We start from the raw sequence: 24312 nt of genomic DNA, 5'->3' as shown, positions 1-24312 counted from the left end.
GGAAGGTCGGGGCATCGCCGAAATCTCTGCAAACGCGCTGCGAAGGGCAGGTCTTGCCGTACCGATGCGTTCGTGGACGCGGGCGGCGACAAGCTCTCCGCCGCCGCGATCGTTACCCTGTCCCAATGCGGCAGGGTGGTAGGGCGTGACGCGTTTTCTGCTGCGCCGGCTGGCGAAGTACTTCGTGCTGCTGGCGCTCGCGTCATTTCTGACCTTCTGCCTCACCTCGGTGGCTTTCTCGCCGCTGGAGAGCCTGATGCAGCGCAGTCCGCGCCCCCCGAAGTCGGTGATCGACGCCAAGGCGCACGACCTCGGCCTGGACCGGCCCATTCCGATCCGGTACGTGAACTGGGTTTCGCACGCCGTGCAGGGCGATTTCGGCAAGACGGTCACCGGCCAGCCGGTCGGAGTCGAGTTGGGCCGCCGTATCGGAGTGACTCTGCGGTTGCTGGTGGTCGGATCCGTGCTGGGCACGCTGCTGGGCGTGACGCTGGGGGCATGGGGCGCGATCCGCCAGTACCGGCTCAGCGACCGCGTCGTTACCATTTCCGCGTTGCTCATCCTGAGCACGCCGACCTTCGTCATCGCGAACCTCTTGATCATGGCCGCGCTGCGGACGAATTGGGCGCTGGGCTTTCAGCTCTTCGACTACACCGGCGAGACGTCACCGGGCGTCATCGAGGGCAGCTGGGCCGCGGTCGGTGACCGGTTGAAGCATTTGATCCTGCCCACCCTCACCCTGACGCTGGGCGCCGCGGCCGGCTACAGCCGCTACCAGCGCAACGCGATGCTCGATGTCCTCGGTCAGGACTTCATCCGCACCGCCCGCGCCAAAGGCCTGACCCGCCGGCGCGCACTGGTCAAACACGGCCTGCGCACCGCGCTCATCCCGATGGCGACGCTGTTCGCCTACAGCGTGGCCGGGCTCGTCGGCGGCGCGGTGTTCGTCGAGAAGATCTTCGGCTGGCACGGCATGGGTGAATGGACGATCCGCGGCATCGCCACCCAGGACACCAACATCATCGCGGCGATTACGCTGTTCTCCGCCGCCGTCACGCTGCTGGCCGGGCTGCTGTCCGACATCCTCTATGCGGCACTGGACCCGCGGGTGCGCGTGTCATGACCGCGGCCGAGCTCACGGACACAACCGAATTCACCTCACGCCGCACCCTGGTGCTGCGCCGGTTCCTGCGCAACCGCTCGGCGGTGGTGGCCCTGGCGCTGCTGGTGCTGTTGTTCGTCGGATGTTATGCGCTGCCCCCGCTGTTGCCCTACTCCTACCGCGACCTCGATTTCGGTGCGCTGCTGCAGCCGCCCAATGGCCGGCACTGGCTGGGCACCAACGCAATTGGCCAGGACATGCTGGCTCAGACGCTGCGCGGCATGCAGAAGTCGATGTTGATCGGCCTCTGTGTCGCGGTGATGTCCACCGGAATCGCCGCCACCGTCGGATCGATCGCCGGGTACTTCAAGGACTGGCGCGACGGACTGCTCATGTTCGTGGTCGACCTGATGCTGGTTGTACCGAGCTTCATTCTGATCGCCATCGTTTCCCCGCGAACCAGGAATTCGGCCAACATCATGTCGCTGGTGCTGCTGCTGGCCGCCTTCAGCTGGATGATCAGCTCCCGCATGGTGCGAGGCCTGACAATGAGCCTGCGCGAGCACGACTTCATCCGCGCCGCACGCTACATGGGCGTGTCCAGCCGGCGGATCATCGTCGGCCATGTGCTGCCCAACGTGGCGTCCATCCTCATCATCGACGCCACGCTTAACGTAGGGTTCGCCATCTTGGCCGAAACCGGTTTGAGCTTCCTCGGTTTCGGCGTCCAGCCCCCCGACGTGTCGCTGGGCACCCTGATCGCCGACGGCACCCAGGCCGCCACCACCTTCCCCTGGGTCTTTCTGGTCCCGGCCGGAGTTTTGGTGCTGATCGTGTTGTGCGCCAACCTGACCGGAGACGGCCTGCGCGACGCGCTGGATCCCGGAGCCCGGACGTTGCGGCGGGGTGCCGAATGAGTTCCCTGCTGGAGGTGGCCGACCTGGCCGTCACCTTCCCCACTGACGGCATCCCGGTCACCGCGGTCCGCGGTATCAGCTACCACGTCAACCCGGGTGAAGTGGTAGCGATGGTGGGCGAATCGGGATCGGGCAAGTCCGCGGCCGCGATGGCGGTGATGGGCCTGCTGCCGGAGTACGCGACGGTGAGCGGGTCGGTGCGATTGCAGGGCACCGAACTACTGGGGCTCGGCGACGACGGCATGTCGCGGTTTCGGGGCAAGTCGATCGGCATGGTGTTCCAGGACCCGATGTCCGCGCTGACCCCGGTCTATACGGTCGGCGATCAGATCGCCGAGGCGTTGCGCGTGCACCAGGGGGCGGTCGGCAAGAAGGCGGCCCGCGAGCGCGCGGTGGAACTGCTTGAATTGGTGGGGATCTCACAGCCTTCCCAGCGGGCGCGCGCTTTTCCGCACGAGCTGTCCGGCGGTGAACGGCAACGCGTGGTGATCGCAATGGCGATCGCCAATGACCCGGACCTGCTGATCTGCGACGAACCGACCACCGCGCTGGACGTGACGGTGCAGGCCCAGATCCTCGAGGTGCTCAAGAAGGCCCGCGACGTCACCGGCGCCGGGGTTCTGATCATCACCCACGACCTCGGTGTGGTCGCCGAGTTCGCCGACCGGGCCCTGGTGATGTACGCCGGCCGGGTGGTCGAGGCGGCCGGGGTGAGCGATCTTTACCGTGACCGCCAAATGCCCTACACCATCGGACTATTGGGCTCGGTGCCCCGACTGGATGCGCCGCAGGGCACCCGGCTGGTGCCGATACCGGGCGCTCCCCCGTCGCTGGCGGGGCTGGAGCCGGGCTGCCCGTTCGCACCGCGCTGCCCGCTGGCCATAGACGAATGCCGCTCCGCCGAACCGGAATTGATCGAGGTGGGACCGCAGCATCGGGCGGCCTGCATCCGCACCGAGAAGGCCGCCGGGCGCAGCGCCGCCGAAATTTACCAGGTCGACACCGCACAGGTGGCCGCCGCGCCCGAGGACTCGACCGTCGTGGTGCGGGTCCGGGATCTGGTCAAGACCTTTCCCCTGACCAAGGGAGTGGTGCTGCGCCGCACCGTCGGGGAGGTCCGGGCGGTCGACGGCGTCAGCTTCGAACTGCACCAAGGCCGTACGGTCGGCATCGTCGGGGAGTCCGGTTCGGGCAAGTCGACCACGTTGAACCAGATCCTGGAACTGACGGCGCCGCAGTCGGGCTCGATCGAGGTACTCGGCACCGATGTCACCACGCTTCGCACCGGCAGCCGCCGATCGCTGCGCCGGAATATCCAGGCGGTCTTCCAGGATCCGGTCGCGTCGCTGGATCCCCGGCTGCCCGTCTCCGAGTTGTTGGCGGAACCGTTGCGGGCCAATGGGTTCAGTAAGAACGACACCAACGCCCGGGTAGCGGAGCTGCTGGGCATCGTCGGTCTGCGCCGCGCCGACGCCAACCGCTACCCAGCCGAGTTCTCCGGTGGACAGAAACAGCGCATCGGCATAGCGCGGGCCCTGGCCCTGCAACCCAAGATCCTCGCGCTCGACGAACCCGTGTCGGCTCTGGACGTCTCCATCCAGGCCGGCATCATCAACCTGCTGCTCGACCTGCAGGATCAGTTCAGCCTGTCGTATCTGTTTGTCTCTCACGATCTTTCAGTGGTGAAGCATCTGGCTCATCAGGTGGTGGTGATGTTCCGCGGCGCCGTGGTGGAACAGGGCGACAGCGAGCAGGTGTTCGGCAATCCGCAACACGAATACACGCGCCGGCTGCTCAGCGCGGTGCCGCAACCGGAGCCGGGCCATGGGTAGCCGGGCGGGCCGTGTCGCAGCGGCGCTGCTGGTCGCCGTCTTGGTGTTGTCCGGATGCTCGACCGGCGGTCAACTGACACCCGCCGGCCGCGGGGCCGTCGGCTCCGCGAGCGATCTCAACCCACAGAACCCGCAGACCCTGCAAGAGGGTGGCGACCTACGGCTGGCCCTGATCGACTTCCCGCCCAACTTCAACATCCTGCACATCGACGGAAACTCCTCGGAGATCGCCGGGATGATGAAGGCCACCCTGCCCAGTGCCTTCACCATCGGGGCCGACGGCTCGGCGACCGTCAACACCAACTACTTCACCAGCGTCGAGCTCACCGGCACCAACCCGCAGGTCATCACCTACACCATCAACCCGAAGGCGGTCTGGTCCGACGGCAGCCCGATCACCTGGCGCGACATCGCCAGTCAGATCCACGCCACCACGGGCGCCGACAGCGCGTTTGAGATCGCCACCACCAACGGTGCCGACCGCGTTGCCTCGGTGACCCGGGGGGTCGACGACCGTCAGGCGATCATGACCTTCGCCAAGCCCTACGCGGAGTGGCGCGGGATGTTCGCCGGCAACGGCATGCTGCTGCCCGAGAGTCTGACCGCCACGCCGGAGGCGTTCAACAAGGGCTGGCTGGATGCGCCGGGTCTGACCGCCGGGCCGTTCATCATGAGCACGCTGGATCGCGCTAAACAGCGAATCATGTTGACCCGCAACCCCAGATGGTGGGGCACCACGCCGCGTCTGGACTCCATCACCTACCTGGTCCTCGACGACCCGGCGCGGTTGCCGGCCCTGCAGAACAACACCATCGACGCCACCGGGGTGGCTTCGCTCGACCAGCTCATCATCGCCGAACGCACCAAGGGCATCTCGATCCGGCAAGCGCCGGCGCCGGTGTGGACGCATTTCACGATGAACGGCGCCAACGGGTCGATCCTGTCCGATCGGTCACTGCGGTTGGCGGTCAGCGAAGGCATCGACCGGCGCACCATCGCCACCGTTGCGCTGCACGGTCTCACCGGCGACCCGGCGCCGCTGAACAACCACATCTTCGTGGCCGGGCAGGAGGGCTACCAGGACAACAGCATCCCGTATGACCCGGAGCGGGCCCGACGCGAACTCGACGCCATGGGTTGGAAACTCAACTCCGAGAACGGTTTCCGCGAGAAAGACGGCCGGCAGCTGGTGGTGCGGATGCTGTTCTACGACGCGCAGAGCACCAAAGCGGTCACCCAGATCGCTCAGCACAGCCTCGCCGAGATCGGCGTCAAGCTGGATCTGCAATCACGGTCCGGCAGCGGCTTTTTCCGGGACTACGTCAACGTCGGGGCGTTCGACATCGCGTTGTTCGGCTGGGTGGGCGACGCGTTCCCGCTGTCCGGCCTCACCCAGATCTATGCGTCCAACGGAGACAGCAACTTCGGCAAGATCGGCAGTCCGGAGATCGACGACGCGATCGAGCGAACGCTGGGCGAGCTCGACCCCGGCAAGGCCCGGGCCCTGGCCAACGACGTCGACCGGCTCATCTGGGCCGAGGGGTTCAGCCTGCCCCTGATCCAGTCTCCGGGTCCCGTGGCGGTGCGCAGCAAGCTGGCGAATTTCGGCGCGCGAGGGTTGGCCGACCTGGACTACACCGCGATCGGGTTCATGCGCTGACCCGGTGCAGCAGGGGCGGCACGGCCGCCTCCACGGTGGCCGCCACGTCGATCGCCTTCCACAGCACCCGCATCGGCAGCCGCGCCGGCAGGGCGTCCAGCTCCTGGGCGCGTCCGGCCAGCCCGTCGAATTTGCCGCGACACACCGCGCGGGCGATCTCCAGGGCGGCGGGCTCCCGGAAGTCCAGTGCGCTGTGCGCCATGGTGGGCAAGCGCAGCAAGTGCGCATTCGGCAGCAGCGACATCGCACGTTCGGCCACTGCCAACGGCGTGACGAGGTCACGCCCGCCGGCGATGACCACGGTCGGCCAGCTGAACTTCGGCAATTCTGCGATCAGGTCGTACGGTTCGGCTTCGAAATCGGCTGTCTGGACCAGGGTTTCGCGTACCGCCAGGGCGGGGTCGAGCGGCAGCCCGTCCGGCTCGGCGGCATAGTCGAGTTCGCGGAACGCGATGCGGCTCACCAGGTCGGATTCGTAGCGGTACGGCACCTTCTGACTGACACCCATCGTGGTGAAGCGCACCAGTGCCCGCCACAGCATCCGGCGCCCGGTGAGCAACAGGTCGAGCTGGTGGTTGAGCATCGCCGCCCCGCCGTAGCCGTACACCGTCGCCGCGACCTGTCCCGCCGACGGGGTCATCACCCCGGCGTCGACCAGGCGCCGGACCTTGGGTGCCAGCTGCTCGGTGTCGGGGCTGTCGCCGGTCAGCAGCACGCCGCGGATCGCGTCGCGCACCGCCACGATGTCGTGCGCGGACAGCACCGGTGAGTCCAGGATCATCGCGTGCACCCGTTGCGGGTGGCGGACGCCCACCCCGGCGGCGATGTAACTGCCGTAGGAGGAGCCGTAGATGACCGCCGAGTCCACGTGCGCGTCGTCCAGGACGGCGGCCACGTCGTCGACGACCTGCTCGACGGTCAGCGCCTCGGGGGGCAGATCGGCGCCCGAGTCGTCGTGGCGGGACATGCCCAGCCCGCGGTGCTCGATCATGATGACGTCGAGGCCCGCCGCGACGGCGCGGCGGCGGAACCCTTGATACAGGCGCAGGGACGCCACACCCGGGCCACCCGGGATGACCACCAGCGGGTGCGCCGACTTGTGGCCGGTGCGGACGTAGAAAAGGTCGAATTCTTCGTCGCTTCCCGGCGACACCGGCCGCCGTACCGGCCGCACCCCCGGCAGCTTCGCCAGCTTGTCGTGCACCCGGCGCCGTTTGGCGTTCATGGTCATCGGAGGCAGCCCGTCATGCGTGCCATTCTGCACAGATCGACGGTGCCCGGCACGTCGGTTGGCTGTGGGTTAGCTGCGGATCAGATCCGCGGCCCGCTCCCCGATCAGCACCGACGGCGCGTGGGTGTGCCCGCGAATAGTGCTGGGCATCACCGAGGCGTCGGCGACCCGCAGGTGCTCGACGCCGCGCACCTTGAGGTGCGGGTCCACCACGCTGTCCTCGTCGCTGCCCATCCGACAGGTGCCCATCGGGTGATACAGGGTGTGCGAGCACATATTGAGCGCCTTTTCGAGGGTGACGTCATCGAGTCCGGCGCAGTTGCGTGGCCGCACAACCGGGCCGAGGACGTCGCGCAGCGACGGCGCCTGGGCGAGTTCCGCGCAGATCCGCAGACCCACCATCATGGCCTCGCGATCTCGGGGATCGGACAGGTAGCGCGGGTCGATGACGGGTTTGTCGTATGGGTCGGAGGAGCGCAGCGTGATCTGTCCGCGGCTCTCAGGTGCGACCAGGATCGGCCCGAAGACGACGCCGTGCCCGGCCGCCGGTTGCAGCGCCTCGTCGTAGAAGGGTGCCGGCGCGAAGATCAGTTCCAGGTCGGGCAGCTCGAGGTCGGGGTCGCTGCGCACGAATCCGTACGCCTCTCCGACGTTGGAGGTGAGCATGCCGCGCCGGCGCAGCAGGTAGCTGATCAACTGCTTCGGCTTCTCGGCGGCGAACAGGCTGCCGTCGTCGACGTCGAAACCTACCGGCGTCACCAGGTGGTCGATCAGGTTCTGGCCCACTTCGGGTGCGTGAACCACGCTCTCGATGCCGTGTTCGGCCAGGTGGTCGCGGTCGCCGATGCCGGAGAGCATGAGTAGCTGCGGGCTGTTGACTGCGCCGCCACAGAGCACCACTTCGCGACGGGCGTGCACGACGTGACTGTGGCCGGCGCGTTGGTATTCCACGCCGACCGCCCTGTTGCCCTCGAAGAGAATTCGGGTGGCCGTGGCGTCGGTGAGCAGGGTGAGGTTCTTTCGGCTCATGGCCGGCTTGAGGTAGGCGTCGGCGGTGCTGAACCGGGCGCCGCGACGCTGCGTGACCACGGTTTCGCAAAAGCCTTCGGGCGCTGTCGAATTCGGACGGGCGACCGGGTATCCACATTCACGCGTGGCGGCCAGCCAGGCGGCGGTCAACGGTCGCGGACTGCGTTGCCGGGAAATGTGCAACGGCCCGGTGACCCCGCTGTCGTCACCGCTGACGAAGTGCCAGGCGGCGGTGACGTCCTCGATGCGCCGGTAGTATTCCAGCGCGGCTGAGCCGGACCAGTGCTCGTCGGCCCGCTTGGCCCATTCGTCGTAGTCCGCGCCGAAACCGCGAACCCACATCATCGCGTTCATCGAAGAGCAGCCGCCGAGGACTTTTCCTCGGGGCCAGTAGATTTGGCGGTTGTCGAGTTCGGGCTGGGGCTCGGTGAGGTAATCCCAGTCGACCTCGGTGCGGAAGAGTTTGGAGAAGGCTGCGGGGATTCCGATGAACCGGTTGGTGTCGCCTGGGCCGGCCTCGAGCGCCACCACCTCGGTTCCCGGATCGGCGGTGAGCCGATTGATCACGACGGCACCGGCGGAGCCGGTTCCGATCACTACATAGTCGCGCTGAATGTCCATCGTCCATCCCTGTTTTGGACCACCATTCGGCGAGTGTATGCCCGCCGCAACGCGAGCACTATGCGTTCAGATCGATGCGATGCGCACCCGTGACACCGTCGTATCTGGTGGGACTGCACGTCAGCACGATCACCTGTCCATGCGCGCCCACGCTGTCGAACACCTCGCCCATTTTGGCGAGCCGGTACGGGTCGGTGAATCCCAGCGCGTCGTCGACGACAACGGGAACGGTGTCCTCCTTGGCGACCAGCGCCGCGCCCGCCAGTCTCGCCAGAATGCCGAGCTGCTCTTTGGCCCCGCCGGACAGCGACTCGTAGGGCACGGTCACGCCACCCAGGGTGCGGTTCAGGATTCGCAGGTCACTGTCGACGTCGATCTCGAAGCTCGGCCCGAACACTGGACGGCCGAGCCGCTGCAGCTCGGCCCGGAAGGGCTCGACGTACCGCTTGCGGGTGTCGTCGCGGTGCCGGCACATCACCGACCGCAGCAACTGCGCGGCCCTGGCCCGATCGCCCACCCGGGTGTGCTGGCTGGTCGCGTGCTCGAGCTCTGTCTCGGCGGCGTCGAGCCGCCCTTTCCGGCCCTCGCTGCGCAATACCGCGAGCTCGATGCAGATCTCGTTCAACGTGGCGTCGGCGGCGTCGCGGCGCCGACCCAGCGCCTCGGCGACTTCCTGAGCCTCGGTGAGTTCGGCGGTGATCATTTCGGGCTGCGCGGCGGCAAGGGTTTGCTCCAGCTCGGCCACGCGCAGCTCGGCGGTGTGCGCCAGCTGCCGCTCCGCCTCGGCCTTGGCCGCCAGAGCCTCGTCACTCAACGATGCCCGCTCCCCTGCCAACCGGGTCACCGCCGCGTCGAGTTCGGCACGTTGAGTAACGGCCTCGTTGCCCAATACCGCTGCCCGGGTGGTGGTCTCGGCTAGACGCCGGGCGGCGGCTGCCGCGAGCTGGCGCCGGTTCTCACACTCGGCCTGCGCTGCCGCACGATCCGCCTCGGCGGCCTCGCGTTCGGTGCGAGCGCTGGCAGTATCGGTGGCGAAAAGATCAGGCTCCGCGGGTTGATCGGCCTGCAACTGCGCCAGCCTGGACCGCAACTGGTCCGCGTTCTCGTCGCCACATAATCCGGTCAGCGTTGCGGTGAGCCGGTCACGGCTGCTGCGCAGTTCACGACGCCGCTCGTGAACCGAGCGCGCCGCCGCCAGGTCGGCCACCGCGCCCGCCTCCAGCGCGGCGTTCAGTTCCTGTTGTGCAGCAACATATCTGGCTTGAACATCGAGTGCCGTGGCGCCCGGGGTGACCCGCGTCGTCAGCACACCGGCGACTTCGACCTCGGTGGGACCGGTGGCGGTGATCGACCAGCTATGCCCGGCCGCCAGCGATACTCGCTGCTCCCCGACAGCAAGCTCGATGTCGGCGCCAGCGGTGAATTCCACTACTGCCGAGACCATCTCGAGCTGGTCGCCGGCCCGATCGGCGGATGCGGCGGCTTTTTCGATGCGGTGCAGCATCTCATCGGTCAGCACGATCCCAGCGAGTTCCTGACAGATCGGACCGAGGTCGCGTTCGATTCCGTCGATCTTTGTCAGCCGGGCACGCAACCGGTCGGCTTCCTCACGCTCAGCGATCCGGTCTAGGGCGCGGCGTGCCGCTTCGGTGCGCTCTTGCGCGGCGGCCAGAATCGCGACCGCCTCCCGCGCGGCAGCATCGCAGGCTGCGGCTTCCCGCGTCGCGGCTGCCTGCAGTCCGACGGCCTCTTCGGCTTGCGCGACCAGTGCGGCGATTGCGGCTGCGCGAGAATCGATTTCAGCGATCAATGCCAGACGTCCGGTGTGCGCGGCGGTCGACGCGGTGCTGGTTGCGGCCGCAGCCGTAGCGATCAGCCCGGCTTCGCGCACCTCGTCGGTGAGCGCCTTGACCCGGTCCGCGGCGGCCTGAGCCGCGGCCAGCCGCGGCCCGGCGGTTTCGGCGTGCTGCGCCAGCTCTGCCGACAGACACGTCAGCTCGGCGTGACGACGCACCCGATCGTCGACCTCTGCCATCGCTTTCGAGCACTCGGCCACCGCGGCCTCGGCGTCCGCCAGGCGGGAGCGCGCCGCTGCCCACTCCCCGGTGGGGCGGCCGGTTCCGGTGAAATAGCGCGCGTATTCGGCGTCGATCCGCTCGATGAGCAGCGGCTCGGTACCCGACAGCGCGGCGTCGCCGACGGATTGCGAGGCGGCGACGTCGAGCGCACGCGACAACGCATCACAGCCCGACAGATCCACCGCAACGGTCGACGCGGCCTGCAACACCCGCTGCGCGCGCCACAGTTCGGTGTCGACGGTCTCGGCGAGCATGGCGCGGACCCGCTCGTGGGCCTCGTCGCCGGTGAGTTGTTCACGGCGCGGCGCCAGCACCGTCAACTCTGTCTCGCACTTCTTGTGGAACCGTTTGCGATACACGAAACGGTAAGCACCACTGCTGATTTCGGCGGTGATCTCGGATCCGACGTCGGCGTTGGCCGGCTTGACCTGCTTGACATCCTTTTTCGCCGAGCGATCCTTGGACTCGAGCAGCAGATCCAGTGCCTCGATCATCGACGACTTACCGACCTCGTTGGCACCGTAGACCACCACTACACCGTGGTCGGGGAACTCGATCTCCCGGTGCGCGATGCCGCGGTAGTTCGTCAGGACCAGGCGGTGCAGCTTCATGCCGCACCCCGGTCCGCCAGACGCAGCAAGAGAGCCAATGCCGCTTGGGCGTCCACGGCGTCGTCAGCCCCTGCTCGGGCCGTCGCGACCAGCTCCTCGACCGCCGAGGCCGCGAATCCGCCGATGCCGAGGTCGTCGAACTCACCGTCGGCGGGAATGACGGCCAGATCGGTGTGCCGCTCCCACAGGCCCAGCCAGGCGAACAACCGGGCGTACCTGTCCAGACACGCGTCGAGCGCCGCGCGGTCGGTGACCGTCAGCGACCCGGTCAGAGCCAGGCGAACGACGGTGCGGTCCTTATCGGGCATCAGGTCCAGGTTCATGTCCAGGTCGGCGATGCACCGACTGGTATCGACCTGATTGTGCAACGTCACGAAGCGCCACCGACCGATGTGGCGGGCCTCGACGGTGACCGGGCGTTGTGGATCGGTCTCGTCGATGTCGACGATCAGCACATGGCCGGGGTCGGCCTCCACGTCGTCGTAATTGGTGACCTCCGGCGACCCGGAATACCAGACCCGGCCACTGTCGCCCACCTGCGTCAGGGAATGCTTGTCACCCAGCGCGACATAGTGAATCACGTTGTCCGACAATGCCTTCTCGACGTTGTCGAGCCGGATGAGTGAGGGCTTGTCGCGGTCGGGGTCGAGCACGTCGACGCCGCCGTGGGCGACGAGGACCCGGGTGCTGCCGTCGGCCGGCAGCCCGTCGAGAACTTCGGCGACCAGGTCGGTGGTGGGCGCCTTGGACCGCCATGGCGCCGCGACGATCTGCACGCCGGGCCGTATCTCGTGGACGCCGGCGCGGTCCAGCACGACCACGTTCTCCGGGCATTCCGAGGTGAACAGAGCGCCGGTGTAGACCGACGACGCGTCCAGCGGGTCGTGGTTGCCCGGCAGCAGGTAGACAGGAATACCGATGGCGCGCATGGCTTCCAGGGACTGCCCGATCACCTGCGGGGCCAGCTGGTTGTGTTCGAAGACATCGCCGGACACGACGACGAACTCCGCGCCGACTTCGGCGGCCAGGGCCCCGAGGGCGGCCACCGCGTCGCGGCGGGCTGCCGAATAACGGGGCTGGGCGTCGCCGGCGAGGAAGTGCCGGGTCATGCCCAGTTGCCAGTCAGCTGTGTGCAGGAACTTCATGTCTGCAACCCCCTTTCCGGAAGCGTGATCGGCGTTGCACCGGGAGTGTATGGCGAGGGGCCGACAAGCCCTGGGACGTCGGCCGGAGGGTCTGGCGGTGGAGAGGGGGCGCAACCTCTTGCGTCACTCTGGTTTCATTCGGGAGGTCGCCGGATCCGCCGAGCGCCCGCATGTTGCCCACGACACGCCGGCCGAGCCGGCAATTTGCGGACCCTCGCCACACGCCGCCCCCGACACCCAGAACCCGCCGAGCGCCCGCATGTTGCCCACGACACGCCGGCCGAGCCGGCAATTTGCGGACCCTCGCCACACGCCGCACCCCCCAGAACCCGCCGAGCGCCCGCATGTTGCCGACGACGCGCGGGAAAACCCGGCAATTTGCGGACCCTCGCCACACGCCGCAACCTCAGCGGTGGATAACGTGAGCCCGTGGCAGAACCACGCACCCTGATCCTGATGCGACACGGGAAGTCGGCATACCCCGACGGTGTGGCCGACCATGAGCGCCCGTTGGCCCCCCGGGGTCAACGCGAGGCCAGACTGGCCGGCGACTGGCTGCGCGCCAATCTGCCGGCCATCGACGCGGTGCTGTGCTCGACGGCCACCCGCACCCGAGAAACCCTGGCCTGCACGGGTATCGAAGCGCCTGTGCGCTATCTGGGGCGACTCTACGGCGCCACCCCGGGCACCGTGATCGACGAGATCAACAGGGTCGATGACGACGTAGCCACCCTGCTGATAGTCGGACACGAGCCGACGACGTCCTCGGTGGCGCTCATCCTCGCGGATGCCGGCACCAGCAACATCGCTGCGGCGGAGAGCATTTCGGAGAAATACCCGACTTCTGCGCTCGCTGTGCTACGCGTCCCCGGCCGGTGGACCGCGGTCGAACCCGGCGTCGCCGCGCTCACCGACTTCCACGTGCCGCGCCAGCCAGGCTGACCCGTCAGGCGTTGGTCGCCAGCGTCAACTCCATCAACTTCAGGGCCTGCCCGCACGCATCGATGCCGGGCGCCTGCGGATTGATCCACCAGCCGACCACACCCGCCGCGTCGCTGGCCACACCGCACGCGCCGTTGGGATCGTTGGGCCGCATCACAATCGAGTCGATGCCCTGGATCGAACGGGTCTCGATCTGGTACTTCAGCCCCTCGGCGACCTTGCGCTCGTTGCTCAGGCTCCCCTGCTCGAACCAGAACCGGGTGATGTCGATGAGCCCGGCCGGATTGGCCGCCTGCCAACGGCAGATGGCACCGACGAACGTGCTCTGGATGTCCAGCGGATCGGCGCCGACGGTCTTGGCCAGAATGTCGGTGGTCAGGACCTCGCACTCTTTGAGCAGGTTCGGATATTGCCGCTCGGAGTTGTCGTTGCGCGGCACACCGCCTCCGCCGGCCTTGATGGCCTTGCCGTCCACCGACTTGGAACACCCGGTCAGCACCATCAGCACCGCGATCAGCACTGTCAGGAAGGCACGCATCCGCCGGCTCATTTCGAATTCGCTATCGACTGGCGGGCCAATTCTTTCGCGATGTCGCAGGCAGGCGGGAAGGGCTTCTGGCTGAAGCTCACCGACCATTCGATGAAGTCGTCGGAGAACTGGATCCCGACCTCGCACAGCGAATCTCCCAGTGCGGGCTCGTTGCCGACGGCGATGAAGCCGCCGTGACCGTTGATGTTGATGTCCTCGACGCTGGCCCGGGACAGTTCCTCGGTCTTGCGCTCCCGCCCGATCGGGCTGCCGCGGTACCAGGAGAAGGAGAAGTGCGGTCCCGAAATCCCGCCGCCGGCCAGCCACTGGCAGCCCACGGAGTTCTTGGCGGTGTTCACCAGACCGGAGATCTTGGTCAGCTGCGTCACCGTTTCATCGGTAACGCCGCCGCACTGCGGGAAGAAGGGGCCATGCTTTCCCTCCGCGTTCCCCGAGCTCGACGGAACCGGTCCACCTGGCTTGTTGTCGCCGGAATTGGAGCAACCCGTGACCCCGCAGAGCACAGCCACGAAAGCACCAACAGCCACGACTCGCGCCGCCCACTTACGCCGCACTGGGACCTACCCCGTTACCCACCGATTTCTCGGGCCGCTGCCGCTCCACACGATGCACTGTAGCCGCAGCCCCGCGCGTCAACCACCGACACGCCACCTGATCAGGCATTTCGGCACAACACGCAGGCCCGGGCCAGGTCCGTTGATGCGCAGCACCGGCACGCACCGGGTGTGACACAGTTACCCCATGCTCCTGGCACTGCTGCGCCAGTACATCCTGCCGTATCGCGCATTCGTGACGGTGTTGATGCTGCTGCAGTCCATCAGCACCCTGGCGTCGCTGTACCTTCCCACCGTCAACGCCGCGATCATCGACGACGGCGTCTCCAGAGGCGATACCGCCACCATCGTCCGGCTGGGGCTGGTGATGCTGGTGGTCACCGGCGTGCAGGGGGCGTGCGCGGTGGGCGCTACGTACTTCGGCTCCCGTACCGGAACCGGCTTCGGCCGAGACCTGCGAGCGGCGATGTTCGACCACGTGCTGCGCTTCTCCGAACACGAGACGGCACGCTTCGGCGCGCCAACGCTGTTGACCCGCAGCACCAACGACGTCCGCCAGATCGTCTTCCTGGTGCAGACGAGCGCCACCGTGCTGGTGACCGCGCCGATCATGTGTATCGGTGGCGTCGTCATGGCCATCCACCAGGAGGCGGCGCTGACCTGGCTGCTGCTGGTCAGCGTTCCCGTCATGGCGGTCGCCAACTACTGGATCATTTCGCACATGCTGCCCCTGTTCCGCAGCATGCAACGGCTGATCGACGGCATCAACAGGGTGCTGCGCGACCAACTCTCCGGCGTGCGGGTGGTGCGGGCGTTCACCCGCGAAGGTTTCGAACGCGACAGGTTCGCCGGTGCCAACATGGCGCTGTCGAATGCCGCCCTGGGCGCCGGCAACTGGCAGGCGTTGATGCTGCCGGTGACCACCCTGACCATCAATCTGTCCAGCGTCGCGCTGATCTGGTTCGGCGGTCTGCGCATCGACGCGGGCCAGATGCAAGTCGGATCGCTGATCGCGTTCCTGGCCTACTTCGCCCAGATTCTGATGGCCGTTCTGATGGCGACGATGACACTGGTCGTCCTGCCGCGGGCATCGGTGTGCGCCGAACGCATCACCGAAGTGCTGTCCACCTCGCCGGCGATCGAAAGCCCGCAGCAGCCGCAGTTTCCACCGCATCCCATCCGTGGGCTGGTGCAGCTGGACAGCGTGACCTTCACCTATCCCGGCGCGGATTACCCTGTACTGCACGACATCTCGTTGACCGCTCGGCCCGGCACCAGCACCGCGATCGTCGGCAGCACGGGATCGGGCAAATCGACGCTGGTGTCGCTGATCTGCCGCCTCTACGACGCCACGGCCGGGCGTGTCACCATCGACGGCATCGACGTCCGCGACTACGACACCGAGCGGCTGTGGTCGGCGATCGGACTGGTACCGCAGCGGGGCTACTTGTTCACCGGCACCGTCGCCGACAACCTGCGGTACGGGGCGGTGCCCGGACAGCCCGTCACCGACGAGCAGATGTGGGAAGCATTACGGATCGCCGCCGCAGCCGAATTCGTCCGACCGCACGGGCTGCAGATGCGCGTCGCCCAGGGCGGCGTCAACTTCTCCGGCGGCCAGCGCCAGCGGTTGGCGATCGCGCGGGCGGTGATCCGCCGCCCGGCCATCTATCTGTTCGACGACGCGTTCTCGGCACTCGATGTCCACACCGACGCCCAGGTGCGTAGGTCCCTGCGCGAGGAGGCCGACGCGACAACAATCATCATTGTCACACAACGGATCTCGACCGCTGCCCAGGCCGACGAGGTTATCGTCGTCGACAAGGGCAGAGTCGTCGGCGCCGGCAGCCACGAAACATTGCTGGCCGAGTGCCAGACGTATGCGGAGTTCGCGGCCTCGCAGTCGGTGGGCGCCGGGGTCGGGGGCACGCAATGAGCGCGCCGATGAGCGCCCGCCCCCGCGGCGCGGCCCCGGCGCCACCGAATATGCGCTCGCGGGACTTCTGGGGATCGGCGCGTCGGCTGCTGGGACGACTGACGCCGCATCGCCGGTTGAGCGTCGGCGTCATGTCGCTGGGAATCGTCGGCACCTGCATCGGCGTGGCCGTGCCCCGAATACTCGGGCACGCGACCGATCTGCTGTTCAACGGCGTGGTCGGCCGGCGGCTGCCCTCGGGAATCACGAAGGCCCAGGCCGTCGCCGCGGCCCGCGCCCGAGGCGACAACGCCTTCGCGGACCTGTTGTCCGGCATGAACGTGGTACCGGGCCAGGGAGTGGACTTCGCCGCGGTGGCGCGCACCCTGACGCTGGCGCTGATTCTGTATTTGATTGCCGCGGCGATGCTTTGGGGTCAGGCGAGGCTGCTCAACATCACCGTGCAGCGGACCATCACCAGGTTGCGCGCCGACGTGGAGGACAAGCTGCACCGGCTGCCGTTGTCCTACTTCGATCGGCAACAACGCGGGGAACTGCTCAGCCGGGTCACCAACGACATCGACAACATGCAGACCTCCCTGTCGATGACGATCAGCCAGCTGGTGACGTCGGTTCTCACCGTGCTCGGGGTGCTCGTCATGATGGTGTGGATCTCGCCGCTGCTGGCGTTGATCACCGTGCTGACCGTGCCGTTGTCCCTGTTGGCCACCCGCGCGATCACCCGCCGTTCCAAGCAGTTGTTCATGGCGCACTGGACCAGCACCGGACGCCTCAACGCCCACATCGAAGAGACCTACAGCGGCTTCACCGTGGTCAAGACATTCGGCCACCAGGCCGCCGCCCGCGCGCAGTTTCACCAGCTCAACGACGACGTCTACCGGGCCAGCTTCGGCGCCCAGTTCTTTTCCGGATTGGTCGGCCCGGCAACGGGTTTCATCGGCAACCTCGGATACGTGGCGGTCGCCGTGGTCGGCGGCCTGCAGATCGCCGCGGGACAGATCACCCTCGGCAGCATCCAGGCATTCATTCAGTACGTGCGGCAGTTCAACACCCCGGTGGGGCAGGTGGCCGGGATGTACAACACCCTGCAGTCCGGGGTGGCCAGCGCCGAGCGGGTGTTCGATCTGCTCGACGAGCCGGAGGAACCGCCGGATCATGCGCCCGCGCCGGTTTCGCCGGGACCTGGACGGGTCGAGTTCGACCACGTCAGTTTCGGCTACCGGCCCGGCCATCCGGTGATCCATGACCTGTCGCTGGTGGCCGAACCGGGCAGCACGGTGGCGATCGTCGGGCCGACCGGAGCGGGCAAGACGACGTTGGTGAACCTGCTGATGCGTTTCTACGACGTCGATTCGGGCCGGATCCTGATCGACGACGTCGATATCGCGAGCCTGAACCGCCACGCGCTGCGGTCGCGCATCGGCATGGTGCTGCAGGACACCTGGCTGTTCGACGGGACGATCGAGGAGAACATCGCCTACGGCCGTCCCGATGCCGGTCCGGCCGAGATCGTGGCAGCGGCGCAGGCGGCCTATGTCGACCGTTTCGTCCACACCCTGCCCGCCGGCTACCAGACCCCGATCAGCGGGGGCGGCGGCAACATCAGCGTCGGCGAGAAGCAGCTCATCACCATCGCCCGGGCCTTCCTGGCCCGCCCGCAGCTGCTGATCTTGGACGAAGCCACCAGCTCGGTCGACACCCGAACCGAACTGCTGATCGCCCGGGCCACTCGTGAACTCCGTCGTGATCGGACGAGTTTCATTATCGCCCATCGGCTTTCGACGATTCGTGACGCCGACCGCATCGTGGTCGTGCAGGCGGGCCGGATCGTCGAGCAAGGCAGTCACACCGAACTGCTGGCCCGTCGCGGTGCCTATTACGACATGACCCGGGCCTGAGCGGGCCGCACACAGCGTTCTCAAATGATCAGCGGGTTCGGCACGGTACCGCCGGGGCGTCACTAAGCTCGGTGGTCGGCTGTCGGGCCAAACAGTAGGAGATGTCGATGAAGCTTCCGCCTCGTGTCAACCGGCAACTGTTCGCCGCGGTGGCGGTCGCGTTGGCCGTCGTCCTCACCATCGGCGGGTGCGGAAGCAAGGCTGCCAACGGCAACAAGAGCCCGGGAAGCACGGCCAATGCCACCAGTGGCGAGGCCGCGACCCTGCTCAAGCAGGCCGCCGACGTGATGCGCAAAACCACCGGTATGCATCTCGCCGTCGCCGTCGACGGTGAGGTGCCCAATATCCGCGTGACCAAGCTCGACGGCGACGTCTCCAACACGCCGCAGACGGTCGCCACGGGCGTCGCCACGGTGCTGGTAGGCAGTAACAGCGAAGAGGCCCAGTTCGTGTTCGTCGACGGTCATCTCTACTCGGATCTGGGCCAGCCGGGGACCTACACCGACTTCGGCAACGGCGCTTCCATCTACAACGTCTCGGTGCTGCTGGATCCCGACAAGGGCCTGGCCAATCTGCTGGCCAATCTCAAGAACGGCGCGGTGGCCGGCAGTCAACAGGTGAACGGCGTCGCGACCACCAAGATCACCGGCAATTCGTCGGCCAACGATGTCGCGACGCTGGCCGGCACGCGGGTCACCGAAGAGAGCGTCTCGACGGTGCCGACCACCGTCTGGACGGCGTCGGACGGCTCCTCGCACCTGGTCCAGATCCAGATCTCGCCCACCGCAAGCACTTCGGTGACGTTGACCATGTCCGACTGGGGCAAACAGGTCACCGCGACCAAACCCGTCTAGCGCCGGCTCTCGGAAAGGACTCACCACATGACGACGCCCACCCGTCGACGGCGGATAGTCATCGCCGCCGCCAGCGTGGCCATCGCCGCGACCTTTGCCGTTGCGCCGGCCCCCACCGCCGCGGCGGCTGACTCCTACGGCGCGATCGCGTACTCCGCCAACGGGTCGTGGGGACGATCGCATGCCTATCCCACCAAAGCGGCCGCCGAGGCGACCGCGGTGAAGTCCTGCGCCTACCCGGACTGCAAGGTGTTGACCACCTTCACCGCGTGCGGGGCGGTCGCGGCCAAGGACCATCAATACCAGGGCGGCACCGGACCAGACCTGCCGGCCGCGATGAAAGACGCGTTGGGCAAGCTGCCCGGCGGTTACATCGACACCTGGGCCTGCAACTGAGGCGTCAGGTCACTCCAAGAATTCGTAGAGATAACAAAAAGGCCACCATCCGAACCTTTTCTCAACACGCCATCCGCACCGAGCGGAGTGAGCACCGTACGAGAAAAGGACACGAGCATGAAGAGCCTGAAGGTCTCCTCGATCGCGAAGACCGCCCTGCTGGCCACCGCCGCCGGCGTCATGGCGCTGGGGTTGGCCGGCCCGGCCGAGGCTGGCACGGGCACCATGTACGGCGACCCGACCGCCGTCGCCAAGTACTGGGTTCACCAGAACTACGACGACTGCGCCATCATGTCCAGCGCCGATGTGGTCGGCCAGATCACCGGCAAGCTGCCCTCGGAGCGGGCCATCATCAAGGTCGCCCAGTCCACCCCGAGCGCAACGCACCCGGGCTCGATCTACGTCAAGCCCGCCGACAAGAACGACCCCAACTCCGGCATGGGCACCGACCCGGACGACCTGCCGACCCTGTTGGCGCACTACGGAATCCACGCGACCAACACCGACGCGGACACGGCCGGCAAGACCGGTGTCGCCACCGGCATGGAGGCCCTCGAGCAGTACCTCGGCAGCGGTCACGCCGTCATCGTCGGGCTCAACGCCGAGATGATCTGGAACCAGCCGATCGAGAACAAAGGCAAGGACGGCCAGCCCCGCGCCGACCACGCCGTGGTGGTGACCGGAGTCGACACCGGCAAGGGCGTCGTGCACCTCAACGACAGTGGCAACAAGAACGGCAAAGACGAGCAGATTCCGATGGCCGTCTTCGTCAAGGCCTGGGCCACCAGCCACAACTTCATGAGCGTCACCCAGGAGACGCGTAAGTGACCAAGCAGGATTGATCAAGGCGGGCAGCCACCCACTCGGGCCGGCTGCCCGCCTTTGGTTTGTCGCCATGCATGTCAAGACATTTCAGCCTGGCTGACCACTTCCAAGGATTCGTGGAGATAACCGATAGGTCCACGACGGAACCTTCTTGCAACACCGCCACCGCGGGACGAGAGAAGGACCCTCATGAGCAACAAGATCGCTGCCATCGCCAGGACGGCCCTGCTGGCGCTCCTGACCGGTACAGCCGCCGGATCCCTGGTGCTGGGGCTGGCCGCCCCCGCCGAAGCGTCGGCGGGCGGCGTTACGTACGGCGATCCCACGGCCACCGCCAAGTGGTGGCGCCTGCAGACGTATGACGACTGCGCCATCATGGCCGGCGCGGACATCGTCGGCCAGATGACCGGTAGCGAACCGTCGGAGCGCGCCATCATCGAGGTGGCCCGGACGACGCCCAGCACCAGGCACCCCGGTTCGATCTACATCAAGCCCAACGACCCGACGCACCCGAATTCCGGCAACGGCACGAGCCGTCTGGACATCCCGACGCTGCTTGCACACTACGGCGTCGGCTCGAAGACGACCGATGACGACGAGGCCACCAGGAACGGGATCGCCACGGGCATGGACGCCCTCAAGCATTACCTGGGCAGCCGTCACGCCGTCATGGTGAGCCTCAACGCCGAAATGATCTGGGGTGAACCGATTGAGAGCAAGGACGACGAAGGCAACCCGGTGTCCGATCATGCGGTGGTGGTGACCGGGGTGGATACCCGCAACGGCATCGTGCACCTCAACGACAGCGGCAACGAGAACGGCCGAGACGAGCAGATCCCGCTGGAATTGTTCGCCAAGGCATGGGCGACCAGCCATCATTTCCTGCTGTACACCGTGGCCACCGTCAAATGACGGTCGCCTTGGATTCGAGTTCGCAACCACCACAGGACAATTCGACCCAGAGCGGCACGAGCGCCGGCGTCTCGCGGGACGGGGCGCCCGGCTCCGGGTTGGCGTGAACCCGCCGCCTCGACACCGGGATGCATCAGAATGACACGCCAGATGGGACCCGCAGTAACAACACTGAGAGCGATCAAGACACAATAATGAGGAAGGTCGCCGTACCGGCACCTCACTACTCGGGGACACTGGCGGCCGCGGAGGACCCGGAATGGCTGGGAGCGCGATGATGGACACACATCTCGAGTTCGGTGTGCTCGGCCCGCTGGAGATGACGATCGACCGGACCCTGGTGCCCTTGGGCACCCCCAAGCAGCGGGCTGTGCTGGCGATGCTGGTCATCAACCGCAACCGGCCCGTCGGCGTCGACGCGCTGATCACCGCCCTGTGGGACGAGTGGCCGCCGTCCGGGGCGCGCGCCAGCATCCACTCCTACGTGTCCAACCTGCGCAAGCTGGTCGGCGCCGCCGGGGTCGACCCTCGCCTGGTGCTCGCCGCGGCGCCACCCGGATACCGGCTCACCATCCCCGAAAACACCTGCGACCTCGGACGGTTCATCGCCGAGAAGACGGCGGGCGTTCATGCCGCGGCATCGGGCAGCTTCGAACAGGCCAGCCGGCATCTGTCGGCGGCGCTCAAGGAATGGCGCGGGCCGGTGCTCGACGACCTGCGCGATTTCCCGTTCGTCGACTCCTTCGCCACCGCCCTGGTGGAGGACAAGATCATCGCGCACACGGCGAAGGCGGAGGCCGAGATCGCGTGCGGGCGCGCATCGGCGGTGATCACCGAACTCGAGGCGCTGACCGTGGAGCACCCCTACCGGGAGCCGCTATGGGCGCAGCTGATCACGGCTTACTACCTCACCGACCGCCAGTCCGACGCCCTCAACGCCTACCGCCGGGTGAAAGCGACCCTTGCGGACGACCTCGGCATCGATCCCGGCCCGACGCTGCGGGCGCTCAACGAGAAGATCCTGCGCCAAGAGACGCTGGACGTGAAGCAGAACGCCAAGGTGACCGCCGTGGGAACCGTCACCGTGCTGGACAAGCGCACCATGGCCGCGACCCAGAAGGTGGCCGCCTACCTGCGTGATGTCTCCACCGGGCGCGACTACCCGCTGCGCTCGGCGGCGACCCGGATCGGCCGGCTCAGCGACAACGACATCGTCCTGGACAGCGCGAACGTCAGCCGCCACCACGCCGTCATCGTCGACACCGGGACCAACTACATCATCAATGACCTGCGGTCATCCAACGGTGTGCATGTACGCCACCAGCGGATCCGCACCGCGGCCACCATCCACGATGGCGACCACATCCGGATCTGCGACCACGAGTTCACCTTCCAGATCGCCGCGCACACCCAGGCCTGACGCAGGGACCGGCGGCACCCGAATATGCCACTGGCGCAATCGTTTTGACGATGCCGTCGGCGGCGCCCAGCCACCGCGCAGACGGGCGGCAGCAGCTACCGCCGCAGCAATGGGCGGCTGTTCGCCACAAGACTTTTCGCGTTCACCGGCACCTCGTTGCCTGTCGGACCCGGACGGTACCGTCACTGTCACGACAACATGTGCGGTTTTTCGGGCCAGGGTCTTGGCAGTCTTATTGGCAAGCGCCCATCGTCCCGATTACCGTCATGGTTGCTAAGCCGGTGGTTGCGCTCCATGCAATACCTGAAGGCTGTTGATAGTGTCGGCGGGATTCGGCTTGGTTGAGGAGGATCGGCAATGAGCGAGCCATCAGACTCGCGGGTGGGCTCGATGTTCGGGCCCTACCACCTCAAGCGGTTGCTGGGCCGCGGCGGGATGGGCGAGGTCTACGAGGCCGAGCACACCGTCAAGGAGTGGACGGTCGCCGTCAAGCTGATGACTGCGGAGTTCAGCAAGGACCCGGTGTTCCGCGAGCGTATGAAGCGCGAGGCCCGCATCGCCGGCCGGCTGCAGGAACCCCACGTGGTGCCCATCCACGACTACGGCGAGATCGACGGCCAGATGTACCTCGAGATGCGCATGATCGAGGGCACCGATCTGGACAGCGTGCTCAAACGCTTCGGCCCGCTGACCCCACCGCGCGCGGTCGCCATCATCACCCAGATCGCCTCGGCCCTGGATGCCGCGCACGCCGCCGGGGTCATGCACCGCGACGTCAAACCCCCCAACATCCTGGTCACCCGCGACGACTTCGCCTACCTGGTCGACTTCGGCATCGCCAGCGCCACCACCGACGAAAAGCTCACCCAGCTGGGCACCGCGGTGGGCACCTGGAAATACATGGCGCCGGAACGGTTTTCCAACGACGAGGTCACCTACCGCGCCGACATCTATGCGCTGGCCTGCGTGCTCTACGAATGCCTGACCGGCAGCCCGCCGTACCGCGCCGACAGCGCGACCACGCTGGTGACCGCGCACCTGATGGACCCGGTGCCGCAGGTCAGCGCCGCGCGGGCCGGCATCCCCAAAGGGTTCGACGCCGTCATCGCCCGCGGCATGGCCAAGAAGCCCGAGGACCGCTACGCCAGCGCCGGCGACTTCGCGCGGGCCGCGCACGACGCGCTGAGCGACCCGGACCAGGATCACGCCGAGGACATCCTGCGCCGTAGCCGGGAATCGACCCTGCCCGGCACGGCGGTGACTCCGTCGGTGCCCACAGGTGGGCAGCAGCCGCCGCCACAGTACTCAGCACCGCCGGCCTACGGCGACATGGTCAACTCGGGGCCGTTGCAGGGGCAGTCCCCCCGAGTGGGCCCTCGTGGTCTCCGGCAAGCGGTCCCATTCCGGCGAGCGGTCCGATGCCGGGCAGTGGGCCGATGCCGGGCAGTGGGCCGATTCCCGCACAGGGACCGCCCACCCAGGCGCCGCAGTACTTCGGGCAGAGCGGCGGCTGGGGCGGAGGCCCGTCCGGGCCACAGCAGCCGGGAGGCCCACCGACCTGGAATCAAGGTGGTCCGCCTTCGGGCGGCAAACGCAGTCCGTGGCCCATCATCGCCGGAGCCGCCGCTCTGGTGGTGGTGCTCATCCTTGCCGGCGTCGGCATCTGGCTGGCCACGCGCAAGGGGGACGACACCCCGACGGCGGACACGACCACCTCGGCCACCACCAGTTCCGGCAAGCCGACAACCACCAAGAGTTCGCCGGCCACCACCACTCCGGGCGGTGACCCGCAGAGCAAG

18 protein-coding genes and 1 pseudogene are annotated in these 24312 nt (G+C 67.3%); 13 read left to right on the top strand and 6 right to left on the bottom strand.

Annotated elements, in window-relative coordinates; all coding sequences use genetic code 11:
* The first annotated feature begins 145 nt into the window (after positions 1–145).
* From ACNQS7_RS27870 to ACNQS7_RS27855, 4 genes are read left to right on the top strand one after another with little or no spacing between them, the layout of a single operon-like run.
* On the top strand, positions 146–1123 hold the full coding sequence (locus ACNQS7_RS27870) for an ABC transporter permease (protein WP_418015082.1): 978 nt from the start codon (positions 146–148) through the stop codon (positions 1121–1123).
* Positions 1120–2019, top strand: coding sequence for an ABC transporter permease (locus ACNQS7_RS27865; RefSeq protein WP_418015081.1), 900 nt, complete (start codon positions 1120–1122; stop codon positions 2017–2019). The genes ACNQS7_RS27870 and ACNQS7_RS27865 overlap by 4 nt, the downstream gene beginning before the upstream one ends.
* A complete protein-coding gene (locus tag ACNQS7_RS27860; RefSeq protein WP_418015080.1) occupies positions 2016–3851 on the top strand; it encodes a dipeptide ABC transporter ATP-binding protein in 1836 nt (611 codons plus the stop codon). Before ACNQS7_RS27865 ends, ACNQS7_RS27860 begins: the two co-directional genes overlap by 4 nt.
* A complete protein-coding gene (locus ACNQS7_RS27855; protein ID WP_418015079.1) occupies positions 3844–5511 on the top strand; it encodes an ABC transporter family substrate-binding protein in 1668 nt (555 codons plus the stop codon). Before ACNQS7_RS27860 ends, ACNQS7_RS27855 begins: the two co-directional genes overlap by 8 nt.
* Here the strand turns inward: ACNQS7_RS27855 and ACNQS7_RS27850 are convergent.
* The 4 genes from ACNQS7_RS27850 to ACNQS7_RS27835 all read right to left on the bottom strand — a co-directional run bounded on the left by ACNQS7_RS27850 (position 5501) and on the right by ACNQS7_RS27835 (position 12226).
* Positions 5501–6742: an alpha/beta hydrolase gene (locus ACNQS7_RS27850; RefSeq protein ID WP_418016182.1), complete on the bottom strand. Its 1242-nt coding sequence runs from the start codon at positions 6740–6742 to the stop codon at positions 5501–5503. The genes ACNQS7_RS27855 and ACNQS7_RS27850 overlap by 11 nt on opposite strands.
* Before the next feature lie 69 nt (positions 6743–6811).
* The gene (locus ACNQS7_RS27845) at positions 6812–8392 is read right to left on the bottom strand and encodes a GMC family oxidoreductase (RefSeq protein ID WP_418015078.1); all 1581 of its coding nucleotides are present in this window, start codon (positions 8390–8392) and stop codon (positions 6812–6814) included.
* A 58-nt stretch (positions 8393–8450) separates the two neighbouring features.
* Positions 8451–11081, bottom strand: a complete 2631-nt coding sequence (locus ACNQS7_RS27840; RefSeq protein ID WP_418015077.1) for an AAA family ATPase — start codon at positions 11079–11081, stop codon at positions 8451–8453.
* Positions 11078–12226 (bottom strand): metallophosphoesterase family protein, encoded by a 1149-nt coding sequence (locus tag ACNQS7_RS27835; protein ID WP_418015076.1) that lies wholly within the window; start codon positions 12224–12226, stop codon positions 11078–11080. The genes ACNQS7_RS27840 and ACNQS7_RS27835 overlap by 4 nt, the downstream gene beginning before the upstream one ends.
* 456 nt (positions 12227–12682) lie before the next feature.
* On the opposite strand from ACNQS7_RS27835, the gene ACNQS7_RS27830 reads away from it, so the two are divergent.
* Positions 12683–13168 carry a SixA phosphatase family protein gene (locus ACNQS7_RS27830; protein ID WP_418016181.1) on the top strand — a complete coding sequence of 162 codons (486 nt, stop codon included), beginning with the start codon at positions 12683–12685 and terminating at the stop codon, positions 13166–13168.
* Positions 13169–13172: 4 nt separating this feature from the next.
* Here ACNQS7_RS27830 and ACNQS7_RS27825 read toward each other — a convergent pair whose 3' ends face one another.
* Positions 13173–13706 carry a DUF3558 domain-containing protein gene (locus tag ACNQS7_RS27825; protein WP_055579039.1) on the bottom strand — a complete coding sequence of 178 codons (534 nt, stop codon included), beginning with the start codon at positions 13704–13706 and terminating at the stop codon, positions 13173–13175.
* Positions 13707–13714: 8 nt separating this feature from the next.
* Positions 13715–14245: a DUF3558 domain-containing protein gene (locus ACNQS7_RS27820; protein ID WP_055579078.1), complete on the bottom strand. Its 531-nt coding sequence runs from the start codon at positions 14243–14245 to the stop codon at positions 13715–13717.
* A gap of 214 nt (positions 14246–14459) precedes the next feature.
* On the opposite strand from ACNQS7_RS27820, the gene ACNQS7_RS27815 reads away from it, so the two are divergent.
* From ACNQS7_RS27815 to ACNQS7_RS27780, 8 genes and pseudogenes are all read left to right on the top strand, one after another.
* Complete coding sequence (locus ACNQS7_RS27815; protein ID WP_418015075.1) at positions 14460–16208, top strand: ABC transporter ATP-binding protein; 1749 nt, start codon at positions 14460–14462, stop codon at positions 16206–16208.
* Complete coding sequence (locus tag ACNQS7_RS27810) at positions 16205–18106, top strand: ABC transporter ATP-binding protein (protein ID WP_418015074.1); 1902 nt, start codon at positions 16205–16207, stop codon at positions 18104–18106. The genes ACNQS7_RS27815 and ACNQS7_RS27810 overlap by 4 nt, the downstream gene beginning before the upstream one ends.
* A 107-nt stretch (positions 18107–18213) precedes the next feature.
* On the top strand, positions 18214–18960 hold the full coding sequence (locus ACNQS7_RS27805) for an LppX_LprAFG lipoprotein (RefSeq protein ID WP_418015073.1): 747 nt from the start codon (positions 18214–18216) through the stop codon (positions 18958–18960).
* Positions 18961–18987: 27 nt separating this feature from the next.
* Positions 18988–19356 (top strand): DUF4189 domain-containing protein, encoded by a 369-nt coding sequence (locus ACNQS7_RS27800; RefSeq protein ID WP_418015072.1) that lies wholly within the window; start codon positions 18988–18990, stop codon positions 19354–19356.
* 117 nt (positions 19357–19473) lie between these two features.
* Positions 19474–20184, top strand: a complete 711-nt coding sequence (locus ACNQS7_RS27795; RefSeq protein WP_418015071.1) for a C39 family peptidase — start codon at positions 19474–19476, stop codon at positions 20182–20184.
* A 186-nt stretch (positions 20185–20370) separates the two neighbouring features.
* Positions 20371–21093, top strand: coding sequence for a hypothetical protein (locus ACNQS7_RS27790; RefSeq protein WP_418015070.1), 723 nt, complete (start codon positions 20371–20373; stop codon positions 21091–21093).
* 259 nt (positions 21094–21352) lie between these two features.
* On the top strand, positions 21353–22513 hold the full coding sequence (gene embR / locus ACNQS7_RS27785; RefSeq protein WP_418015069.1) for an ATPase/transcriptional regulator EmbR: 1161 nt from the start codon (positions 21353–21355) through the stop codon (positions 22511–22513).
* 357 nt (positions 22514–22870) lie between these two features.
* Positions 22871–24285: pseudogene (locus ACNQS7_RS27780) on the top strand (protein kinase domain-containing protein); the annotation flags it as partial.
* Positions 24286–24312 lie beyond the last annotated feature (27 nt).

The sequence above is a fragment of the Mycobacterium sp. 23 genome (assembly GCF_048287075.1).
Classification (GTDB): Bacteria; Actinomycetota; Actinomycetes; order Mycobacteriales; family Mycobacteriaceae; genus Mycobacterium; species Mycobacterium gordonae_B.
Note: the sequence above shows the minus strand (reverse complement) of the source record. Positions and strands in the feature narration are given on the sequence as shown.